This is a genomic window from Shewanella sp. S1-58-MNA-CIBAN-0166, assembly GCF_040310085.1.
Classification (GTDB): Bacteria; Pseudomonadota; Gammaproteobacteria; order Enterobacterales; family Shewanellaceae; genus Shewanella.
In genome coordinates this window covers 88031-98827 of sequence record NZ_JBEOPN010000019.1, presented here as the reverse complement: position 1 = coordinate 98827, position 10797 = coordinate 88031, and the positions used below count along the sequence as shown (strand labels likewise).

General features: G+C 40.7%; 9 protein-coding genes and 2 tRNA genes. 8 read left to right on the top strand and 3 right to left on the bottom strand.

Annotation, left to right across the window (positions count from 1 at the left end; translation table 11 throughout):
- The first annotated feature begins 61 nt into the window (after positions 1-61).
- The 7 genes from AAEY99_RS12935 to AAEY99_RS12905 all read left to right on the top strand — a co-directional run bounded on the left by AAEY99_RS12935 (position 62) and on the right by AAEY99_RS12905 (position 7059).
- Positions 62-137, top strand: a tRNA-Glu gene (locus tag AAEY99_RS12935).
- A gap of 36 nt (positions 138-173) precedes the next feature.
- Positions 174-249: transfer RNA gene (locus tag AAEY99_RS12930), tRNA-Ala, on the top strand.
- 401 nt (positions 250-650) lie between these two features.
- Complete coding sequence (locus AAEY99_RS12925) at positions 651-1670, top strand: TRAP transporter substrate-binding protein (RefSeq protein WP_351010726.1); 1020 nt, start codon at positions 651-653, stop codon at positions 1668-1670.
- Positions 1671-1736: 66 nt separating this feature from the next.
- Positions 1737-2390, top strand: coding sequence for a TRAP transporter small permease (locus tag AAEY99_RS12920; protein WP_351010725.1), 654 nt, complete (start codon positions 1737-1739; stop codon positions 2388-2390).
- A complete protein-coding gene (locus AAEY99_RS12915; protein ID WP_101086555.1) occupies positions 2390-3787 on the top strand; it encodes a TRAP transporter large permease in 1398 nt (465 codons plus the stop codon). The genes AAEY99_RS12920 and AAEY99_RS12915 overlap by 1 nt, the downstream gene beginning before the upstream one ends.
- Before the next feature lie 99 nt (positions 3788-3886).
- The gene (locus tag AAEY99_RS12910) at positions 3887-5683 is read left to right on the top strand and encodes a sensor histidine kinase (RefSeq protein ID WP_162023557.1); all 1797 of its coding nucleotides are present in this window, start codon (positions 3887-3889) and stop codon (positions 5681-5683) included.
- Positions 5684-5685: 2 nt separating this feature from the next.
- The gene (locus AAEY99_RS12905; RefSeq protein WP_101086553.1) at positions 5686-7059 is read left to right on the top strand and encodes a sigma-54-dependent transcriptional regulator; all 1374 of its coding nucleotides are present in this window, start codon (positions 5686-5688) and stop codon (positions 7057-7059) included.
- Here the strand turns inward: AAEY99_RS12905 and AAEY99_RS12900 are convergent.
- From AAEY99_RS12900 to tesB, 3 genes are all read right to left on the bottom strand, one after another.
- The gene (locus tag AAEY99_RS12900; RefSeq protein ID WP_101086552.1) at positions 7056-8291 is read right to left on the bottom strand and encodes an MFS transporter; all 1236 of its coding nucleotides are present in this window, start codon (positions 8289-8291) and stop codon (positions 7056-7058) included. The genes AAEY99_RS12905 and AAEY99_RS12900 overlap by 4 nt on opposite strands.
- Before the next feature lie 102 nt (positions 8292-8393).
- Positions 8394-8795: a YbaY family lipoprotein gene (locus tag AAEY99_RS12895; RefSeq protein ID WP_101086551.1), complete on the bottom strand. Its 402-nt coding sequence runs from the start codon at positions 8793-8795 to the stop codon at positions 8394-8396.
- 9 nt (positions 8796-8804) lie between these two features.
- A complete protein-coding gene (tesB, locus tag AAEY99_RS12890; RefSeq protein WP_011638171.1) occupies positions 8805-9665 on the bottom strand; it encodes an acyl-CoA thioesterase II in 861 nt (286 codons plus the stop codon).
- 207 nt (positions 9666-9872) lie between these two features.
- On the opposite strand from tesB, the gene AAEY99_RS12885 reads away from it, so the two are divergent.
- Positions 9873-10766 (top strand): 1,4-dihydroxy-2-naphthoate polyprenyltransferase, encoded by an 894-nt coding sequence (locus AAEY99_RS12885; protein ID WP_101086550.1) that lies wholly within the window; start codon positions 9873-9875, stop codon positions 10764-10766.
- The last annotated feature ends 31 nt before the right edge of the window (positions 10767-10797 follow it).

Here is a 10797-nt window from a genome sequence, read left to right as displayed (position 1 = left end):
GTGTTTAGCCTACAGACACCAATGAGTATTCACTCGATACAGAGTATAACGTATCAAATGTGTCCCATTCGTCTAGAGGCCTAGGACACCGCCCTTTCACGGCGGTAACAGGGGTTCGAATCCCCTATGGGATACCATATTTTTAAAATTTTAGTTTTAGTCAGCTAGAATTTGGGGCTATAGCTCAGCTGGGAGAGCGCTTCGCTGGCAGTGAAGAGGTCCACGGTTCGATCCCGTGTAGCTCCACCAATTATTTGGTATTTAATGCATATATTGCATTCATAAATTAACCACCGAAAGGTGGTTTTTTTATGTCTAATTTTTATTTCTTTCTTGTTTTAATTAAGTCCATGTAAACTATTATTACTCTGCTAGTCATAAATACTCTCTTCACATCACGATCAATGACAATGTGCGACATTCCACCCATTACCCCTTTTCTACTGTGTGACAATCCACACATAAAATCGCTCTCCGGTTTCCTTATTAAATTAAAGTTAATATATTTCATTGAGTTACAAATAATTAACATTCTGGCCTAATGCTTGCTATGTTTGATCTATCCTCATAAAGCGTTTATGGCGTACTTGTTCTGGGACAAGTCACCACCTTGAGGAAAATATAACACTAAAAAAAGGAAGTTAATTATTATGAAAAAATCCACCAGTACCTTTACACGCCCACTCAAATCAATTGCTAAACTAGCAACAATTGCTACTATTCTGGCAGCGAGTTTTAATGTCTTTGCTGAACCTGTAGAAATTAAATTTTCGCATGTTGTTGCAGAAAACACACCAAAAGGACAAATGGCACTTAAGTTTAAAGAATTAATAGAGCAGCGTTTACCTGGTGAATACGTTGTTAACGTATTTCCTAACTCACAGTTATTTGGGGATAACAACGAGCTAGCAGCACTACTCCTAAACGATGTGCAATTTGTAGCACCGTCATTATCTAAGTTTGAGCGTTTTACCAAAAAACTACAGATTTTCGATTTACCTTTCTTATTTGAAGATATGGCAGCAGTTGATCGTTTTCAGCAATCAGATTCAGGCCAAAAATTATTAAACGCAATGAACCGTAAAGGCCTTGTTGGTCTAGGTTATCTTCACAACGGCATGAAGCAATTCTCAGCGAACGATCCATTGGCATTACCAAAAGATGCTAACGGCAAAAAGTTCCGTATTATGGCATCTGATGTGATTGCAGCTCAATTTGATGCAGTTGGCGCGATTCCTGTTAAAAAGCCATTTTCAGAAGTGTTTACTCTGCTACAAACACGCGCCATTGATGGTCAAGAAAACACTTGGTCAAATACCTACTCAATGAAATTCTATGAAGTACAAAGTCACATAACAGAAAGTAATCATGGCGTTTTAGATTACATGGTAGTGACCTCAAATACCTTCTGGAAAGGTCTACCCACCGATAAACGAGCTATTTTTAAGTCATCACTAGACGAAGCTATCGCACTTGGTAACAAAATTGCGGCTGAAAAAGATAATCAAGATAGACAAGCCATTATTGATTCTAAGCGCTCTGAATTAGTCACGTTAGCGCCTGCTGCACGCCAGCAATGGGTTAACGCTATGAAACCAGTTTGGGCTAAGTTTGAAGATCAAATTGGTAAAGACATGATTGATGCCGCTCAAGCAGCAAATACTAAATAGTCTCCGTACTTGACGTGGTACTGAACGCATTCTTGCATCAGTACCACCTTTTTTTATTCAAGGAGTATGACCGTGATTTCAAGACTATTTGGTTATTTTGAAGAAGGGTTCCTTAATTTATTAATTACATTAATGACGTTGCTAGTTTTTGGCGAAGTTATTGCTCGTTTCTTTTTTAACACCGGTTTTTTATGGATCCAAGAACTGACCCTTACTCTTTGTGGTTGGTTTGTATTATTTGGTATGTCTTATGGCGTTAAAGTAGGAGCACATATTGGTGTCGATGCCTTTGTATCTAAGCTATCTGGTAAGCCACAGAAAGCAGTCGCTATCTTTGCGTGCCTGTGTTGCATTGTTTACTGTGGCATGTTTTTAAAAGGGGCTTGGGACTACCTTAGCCAAATGTACCAAATTGGTATTCCAATGGAAGATATCGACTTTCCTGCATGGTTTATTCATCAATTAGATCCAGATTTTGCCTGGGAAACATTACGCATCGACGTAGAAGACGGTGCAGTTCCTATTTGGTTATCTCAAAGCATTTTAATTATCGGGTTTTCAATGCTCACTTGGCGTTTTATTGAATTGTTTATCGCTATTTTGCGCAATAAAGCTGTTGGTTTCCAACTGGCCGATGAAGCAAAAGACAGCATGCATTTAATCGATGAAGCTGCGCTATCCACATCATCAGAACAACAAAATGATAAGGACGCGAAATAATGACTATAGCAACACTATTTATTGCTTTGTTTATTTGCATGATGATTGGTATGCCTATTGCTATCGCTTTAGGCTTTTCAAGCATGCTGACTATTTTGTTATTTTCAAATGATTCGCTCGCTTCGATTGTTTTAAAACTGTATGAGTCGACTTCAGAACACTACACTTTATTGGCAATCCCATTCTTTATTCTATCATCGGCATTTTTGTCTACTGGTGGCGTAGCAAGACGTATTATTGACTTTGCGATGGACAGCGTAGGTCATATCCGCGGTGGTCTTGCCATGGCATCAGTGATGGCTTGTATGCTATTTGCAGCGGTATCGGGTTCATCACCAGCTACTGTAGCGGCTATTGGCTCTATTGTTATTGTTGGTATGGTGCGTGCGGGTTATCCAGAAAAATTTGCAGCAGGCGTTATCACTACGTCGGGTACATTAGGCATTTTAATTCCACCATCGATTGTAATGCTGGTTTATGCAGCCGCGACAGAAGTGTCTGCAGCTAGAATGTTTATGGCCGGTTTAATACCAGGCTTAATGATGGGTTGTATTTTAATGCTGGCCATCTATATCGTTGCTCGGATTAAAAAGCTGCCTTCACGTCCTTTTCCTGGCGTTAAAGCATTAGCGATATCAAGTGCTAAAGCGATGGGTGGTTTAGCACTCATTCTGATTGTGCTAGGTTCTATTTACGGTGGTGTAGCAAGCCCAACTGAAGCTGCGGCAGTAGCTTGTGTATATGCTTACTTTATTGCTGTATTTGGTTATCGTGATATTGGCCCTCTTAAAAATGTCGCTTGGCGAAATAAACAAGAGTCTTTAGTGGGAGCCTCATTACGTAACATAGGGCACATGTTACTTGCCGTTATTAAAACACCTACCGACAAAGAAATCCGTCATGTAGTACGTGATGGCGCTAAAGTCAGTATTATGCTGCTGTTCATTATTGCTAATGCCATGCTGTTTGCCCATGTATTAACCACCGAACGTATTCCGCACATTATCGCCGAAACGATTGTCGGATTTGGATTACCCGCATGGGGCTTTTTGATTATCGTCAACTTACTGTTATTAGCTGCGGGTAACTTTATGGAGCCTTCAGCTATTCTGTTGATTATGGCGCCAATCTTGTTCCCTATCGCAACCCAGTTAGGTATCGATCCTATTCACTTAGGCATCATTATGGTGGTCAATATGGAGATAGGCATGCTCACACCGCCTGTAGGGCTCAATCTGTTTGTCACCGCAGGGATAACAGGAAAAAGTATGGGGTGGGTAATTCAATCGTGCCTTCCTTGGTTAGTGTTGTTACTCGGTTTCTTGATGTTGATTACCTATATTCCACAAATTTCTCTATTTTTACCCGAATACATAGACAAATTAAACGGCTATTAACTTGATAATTCGCGTATTATAGACGAGCCTTAATTTATTAAGGCTCGTTTTTTTACTTTGCTCAATAATCATCATAATCATTATCGATTGGGAATATGCATGCTTTCATTCTCGACTACCAAAAAACGAAATGTTGTAATGAGCATGATGCTCATTATCGGGTTATTACTGACCCTTAGAGTTACATATTGGTATTTACTTGAACAAGGCACAACGTCCATTGCTGAGCAATCTGAAAAGCAAATTAATGAACTGGTAATTTTTATTGATAACGCCCTTTCACACTACGAAAATATTCCTGCAGTACTTGCACAAAACCCCATCTTAGAACAAGGGTTACTTGATCAACGCAATCCTCAAACAATCGAAAAGCTCAACGCTTATTTATCTGAATTACAGCAAGTCACTGAGTCGTCAGACATTTACCTCACCGATGCGCTTGGCGTGGCTATTGCCGCCAGTAATTGGGATGTACCAAACTCTTTTATTAATCATGATTATTCATTTAGGCCTTACTTTATCGATGCGATATCAGGGAAGTCTGGACGATATTATGCAGTTGGTACCTCATCAAATAAGCGCGGATTCTACTTTGCTAATCCGGTATATCATAGAGGCGTGGTATTGGGTGTAGTGGTTGTAAAAGTGGATATAAGTTTGATTGAACAACAAAGTAGTGGTATTGCCATCGCAAGCCAATATGAGTTTATGATCAGCGATCCAGATAATATAGTGTTTCTTTCAAGCATTAATAGTTGGCGATTTAATTCATTAACACCACTGACACAGGCTAAACGTTTTGCTCTAAATTCATCAAAACGCTATGCCAACCGGCCCATTGGTGAGCTTAGTGTAAGCCCTCTTTTTATGCTCGGCAATTCCGATACTAAACAGGTATATAAAATATCATCATCTGAAGGCCACGCAAAATACCTTGAACGTCACCAATTGATGCCCAATGCTAATTGGAACGTTCATATTCTTACTCCAATGAAGCCCTTATATGAATCGTTACCGCCAATAATGCTATTGGCAGCCACACTCTATTTATTATTAACACTTTTTATACTTTACAGCATTGAGCGCCGTAAAAATTTACGCAGAATGCACCAAGCTCAAAATCTACTCGAACAACGAGTAAAAGAGCGTACATTGGATCTTGAACAAGCCAACACCCAATTAAAAGACACTCAAGACGAACTAATCCAAGCGGCAAAGCTTACGGTCATAGGTAGCCTGTCAGCCAGCATTAACCACGAGCTCAATCAACCGCTGGCAGCACTGCGCAGTTACGCACAAAACACTCAAACCTTCATTGGCCGTAATATGATTGAAGATGCCAGCAGCAATATCAAAATCATGATAGAGCTAACCGATAGGCTTGCAGATATTATTGGTCAGTTTAAAAGCTTTACACGTAAATCTCAGGGTAAAGACAACGCCACCGAAATTAATCAATCAATTGAGCAAGCACTTACCATTGTTCAACCTGAAATGGACAAACAAGGTGTTAAATTGTCGCTGAAATTATTAACAGGCAAATGCCAAATATGGGGCGACAGCGTCAGATTACAACAAGTACTGGTTAACCTTATTAGTAATGCTATCGTCGCAATGCAGCAATCTACAGAGCGACAATTACAAATCGAAGTCTATTGCGACAGCAAGGTCAATATAAGCATTCAAGACAGTGGCCCAGGCGTGAGAGAAAGCCAAATGAATAAAATTTTTGAACCTTACTACACCACCAGTGAGCGCCAAGGACTAGGCTTAGGATTGTCCATCTCTCAGCGAATTATCGAATCTATGCAAGGTTCTATTACTGTCGAGAATGCCATACACGGTGGGGCTATTTTCCATATTATTTTGCCACTTTATTTACGTGAGGAAGTGTAAACGTGACTCAAATTCAAGACATCAATAATTATCAAGTTATTATTGTTGATGATGAACCTCATATCGGTATCGTGTTACAGCAGTTATTTAAACTAGAGAATATCAACGCGTTGGCGATTACGAATCCGCAAGCTATCTCCAGCCATATTACCGCTAACTGGCCTGGCATAGTAATTTCTGATGTTAATATGCCGCAACTCGATGGTTTGAGTTTATTGCAACAACTGAAACAACAAGACAGTGACTTACCTGTAGTACTATTAACGGGTTTTGGTGACATTGCTATGGCGGTAGACGCACTCAAGAAAGGTGCTTACGACTTTATCGAAAAACCATTTAACAACGAACATATACTCGATGTGACTAAACGCGCGTTAGATAAGCGTGCGCTAACACTAGAAAACCGTAAACTTAAACGCGAACTTGAATCGCATATAGCACCTGGTCCACGTATTTTAGGCAGTAGTCCTGGTGTGATGAAAATGCGCCATCTTATTGACCAAGTGCTCGACACACCTGCAGATATCATGATTGAAGGTGAAACCGGTGCAGGTAAAGAGCTTGTCGCCCGATATCTGCATGACCATAGTTATCGTAACAAAGCTAATTTTGTCGCCATTAATTGTGGTGCAATCCCTGAAAATCTCATTGAAAGTGAACTCTTTGGTGCAGAATCTGGCGCTTTCACTGGCATAGACAAACGCCGCATCGGTAAGTTTGAATATGCTAATGGTGGCACGCTACTTCTAGATGAAATAGAAAGCACTCCTATGGCCTTACAGGTTAAATTATTGCGTGTATTGGAAGATCGTAAAGTCGAACGATTAGGATCAAATACGCCGATTAATTTGGACATCAGGGTTATTGCGGCAACAAAATTAAACTTGCAGCAACTGTGCGAAGAAGGGAAATTCAGACAAGATTTATTGTATCGTCTTAACCTAGTGACCATTGTCATTCCTCCACTACGAGATCGCCGAGAAGACATTCCATTGCTGTTTTTACATTTTGCCAGAATTGCTTCGGCTCGTTACCATAAAGCACTCATAGCATTAAATCCCCAGCAAACGATGGTGCTAACCTCTCACGACTGGCCTGGTAATGTACGCGAGTTACGTAATTTAGCAGAACGTTATGTGTTACTTGGTGCAGAAGCCGCTTTTGCTGGTAATTTAGATAACCACACCACTATGCACACCAGCATGTCGCTTCAGCAAAGAGTGGAGTTCTTTGAGAGAATGTTAATTGAAGAAGCATTAAGCCACAACAAAGGCAGCATCAAATTAACCATGGAACAACTCGAATTACCCCGTAAAACCTTGTACGACAAAATGCGTAAGTTTGAACTAGACCGTAAACAATTTATCGAGAGTTAATCGGGTACGGGAACATCAATAACCTGTTGTTGATGTATCCCTAAACGCCAGACAGCCACTAAAAGCAGCGCCAAAAGGCTCATAGACCCCGCAACCACTCCATTCCATTCAGCTTCGTGCCAAAACATCATTAAATAAGGTCCGCCTAGGGATGCGCCAAGATAATAGCAACATAAATAGAGCGACGTTGCCTTAGCGCGATGACTGGTGGCACGGATAGCAACAAACGAATTACAACAGCTGTGAGTTAAGAAAAATCCGCAAGCACTGATCAGAAAACCCACCACAATGGCAGTCAATGTATCCACCAAAGTCAACAACGTGCCAGCGACCATTAAGCATAAAGCCACTCTAAATAATGGCATCGAGCCATAGCGCATAATCCATTTTGCCGACAAATAAGAAGCAAATGTGCCACTTGAATAACAGAGAAAAATCAAGGTCGCATTAAAGCGACTCAAACCATATGGTTCAGCCATAATATGCAATTGAATAAAGCTAAACTGATTGACCATCATCATAAATGCTAAGCCACCAATGGCATAAGCGAGGCGCATCTGCGAGTCAGACAAATGGAACATAAAGCCATCTATATCTTGCTTTACCTTATGTCGCAAAGAGACTTTTTGCTTAACCACTGGGGATTTAATTTCTTTACGCGGCAATAAATACGTTACCAATGCCACCCCCATTAACGTGACCAAAAACACCAACCCCATTGACGACTGCCATGATAAATTTTGTGCCATTAATCCACCAAAAATTCGTCCTGCGATACCGCCCATACTGTTGGCCATAATGTATACGGCAGCAGCTTTGAGCATAAAAGAGGGAGCTAATTGTTCTTTAAAATAGGCCATCGAAATCGCGGGCACAGCGGCCAACAAAATGCCCTGCAATAAGCGCACCCATAATAAGTCATCGAATGTTTGGGCAAACACTAATAAAATATTCGACCCTGCGAGCAGCCATAAACTCACCACAATAGGAGCCAACCGTCCTATCCTGTCAGATAAAACTGCATAAAAAAGCAATGAAAAAGCTAAGGTGAAACTGGTAACAGATAACACCAAAGTAGCTTGTGCGCCAGACACATCAAAATGTTCCGCAATAGACGGCAGCATGCCTTGTACTGTGTACAAATTAATATAAATCACCATAGAAGCGATGCACAAAGCCCAAATTAAACGAGTTTGCGCATGCGAGCGATAAGTCTGAGATAACTCTGTCATAAACAACCTAAACAGCACATTAGGGTAGAAAACAGATTATTACCCGCCAAATAAATAGATCAATGACGGGCATAAGAGTTTGTGAACTAGATTACGAAGTGGCTATTTAACGCGTTTCATTAACACTTGAGTGGTAAATTGACCGTTACTGATCACACGGAACTTATCATACGTTTGAAAAATAGCATTACCTTGATAAGTGATCATTGCCACAACACCGTAATCAACACCGCTTTTGACTAACTCAGCAGGTAAGGTGAATTTAAATGGAACGGGTGCTCTGGCTATATCAAAGTTTTTTTGAGAGATAATCGCACCCGGAGTATTAAAATCAATTAATGCAATGTTAATTTTACACCCTTGTGGCAAGGCAATTTTCTCTGCATAACCTGCATAGCCATTTACAATGACTGGCTTTTCAGGCTCAATCGTCACACAACCATTGAGTATTATGGCAATCAAAGTGACAACCGCGAATTGTATCCCTTTCTTAATTATTAACATGTTAGCGTCCTACTTGGTCATTCTGATTAAACCTTCCTGTGTGGCAGAAGCCACAAGACGTCCTTGCTGATCAAAAAACTGCCCTTTCACAAATCCACGACCACCGCCTGCATTGGGACTATCAATACAGTACAAGAGCCATTCTCCCATATTAAATGGGCGATGAAACCACATGGCATGATCAATAGTGGCCATGCGCATACCTGGAGTTAAAAAAGACACACCATGGGGCTGAGTTGCTGTGGCTAAAAAATTAAAATCCGATGCGTAAGCGAGTAAATACTCTTGAATACTATGATCCGATGGTACTTGCCCATTGGCACGTAGCCATACATACCCTTTTGCCTCTGTTGTGTTAGGGGCGATAGGATGAACCGGGTTAACTAAACGCATTTCAATCGGAGAGTCTGCCATAAATTTTTCGAGCATTTTCGCTGGTACTTTATCACGCATAGTCACTGCAAGTTCTTGCTGATTCAATAAACCTTCAGGTCCTGGCACATCGGGCATGACATCTTGATGATTAAAGCCTTCTTCAACCGTTTGGAACGAACAGGTCATATAAAAAATAGGTCGACCTTTCTGAATCGCTTTTACTCTACGCGCACTAAAACTTCCTCCATCGCGCATATTTTCAACATCGTAAATAATCGGTAATTTTTCATCACCCGCACGTAAAAAGTATGAATGTAAAGAATGTACATGGCGGTCTTCACTAACCGTTTGTTTTGCAGCACTTAACGCTTGTCCCATCACCTGGCCACCAAACACGTGTCCGAAGCCTAAATCTTGACTCTGGCCGCGAAACAGACCTAACTCAATTTTCTCAAGTGACAACAATGACAATAAATCGTTTAATACCTGACTCATAACACCTTCTCTACAACTTGGATTAACGTTAAGGTTACCTTAGTTAAGCTGATGTTTTCTAGCTTATTCTATGGTAATTGTTGAATTTAAGTCATCTCGTGACAAATCACGAAATAGTGATGTAACGCAAATATTCATATCTGCAGCCTAATTGAATATTTGGTATGCTATTAGATATGACTAATCAACAGTGCGCCTCACAATATTATGCAACCTAGCTCAATGCAATCATGGTTTATGGCTATCCGTCCTCGCACGTTACCGGCGGCTATCGGTCCATTATTAATCGGAAATATGCTAGCGATTGGGCTCGAACAATTTAGCTTACTCATCGCCTTTACCTCAATGCTATGTGCAGTATTATTGCAAATTTCAGTTAATCTCGCTAATGACTACTTTGACTTTAAGAATGGTATCGACACCGAAGAGCGGATCGGTCCAATAAGAGTCACTCAAAGCGGTATTCTTGCTCCGTCATCTGTACGAAATGCCATGATTGGTTGCCTAGTCATATCATTATTAGTAGGTTCATTGCTAATCGTTCACGGTGGCTGGCCAATAGCCATTCTTGCAACAGCCTCTATATTAGGCGCGTTATGTTATAGCGGAGGTCCCTACCCACTGGCATCACATGGATTAGGCGAAATTGCTGCATTTGTATTTTTCGGCTTAGTGGCCGTTGTTGGCAGTTACTATTTACAAGCAGGCACCACCACCATGACAGCATGGTTACTTGGCTGTGCTATTGGTTTTTTTAATGCTGCCATTATGCTGGTCAATAACACTAGAGATATCTCTACCGACACAAAAGCAGGTAAAAATACTCTTGCGGTAAGAATTGGTGAAGCACAAGCAAAAGTGCTATATCAAAGTTTTGTCTACTTACCATTTGGTATCATTATCGCGGGATTCTTGCTCGGGTCGCTCGATGGGTTACCCGTATTATTAGCAGGTGTATCATTAGTAATCGCACGTAACCTGAGTCGCGAATTTCATAATAATACTGGTGAAGCATTAAATCCTATCCTTGGGCAAACAGCTAAATTGACGATGATTTTTAGCGTCTTATTTAGCATTGGATTGTACTTTTCGCTAACCTAACCATTTTCCTTAGCTAAATAAAAAGGCGCTT

Coding starts and splice junctions, on each gene's coding strand:
- AAEY99_RS12925 (WP_351010726.1), top strand. CDS start 651: ATGAAAAAATCCACCAGTACCTTTACACGCCCACTCAAATCAATTGCT.
- AAEY99_RS12920 (WP_351010725.1), top strand. CDS start 1,737: ATGACCGTGATTTCAAGACTATTTGGTTATTTTGAAGAAGGGTTCCTT.
- AAEY99_RS12915 (WP_101086555.1), top strand. CDS start 2,390: ATGACTATAGCAACACTATTTATTGCTTTGTTTATTTGCATGATGATT.
- AAEY99_RS12910 (WP_162023557.1), top strand. CDS start 3,887: ATGCTTTCATTCTCGACTACCAAAAAACGAAATGTTGTAATGAGCATG.
- AAEY99_RS12900 (WP_101086552.1), bottom strand. CDS start 8,291: ATGACAGAGTTATCTCAGACTTATCGCTCGCATGCGCAAACTCGTTTA.
- AAEY99_RS12895 (WP_101086551.1), bottom strand. CDS start 8,795: ATGTTAATAATTAAGAAAGGGATACAATTCGCGGTTGTCACTTTGATT.
- tesB (WP_011638171.1), bottom strand. CDS start 9,665: ATGAGTCAGGTATTAAACGATTTATTGTCATTGTTGTCACTTGAGAAA.
- AAEY99_RS12885 (WP_101086550.1), top strand. CDS start 9,873: ATGCAACCTAGCTCAATGCAATCATGGTTTATGGCTATCCGTCCTCGC.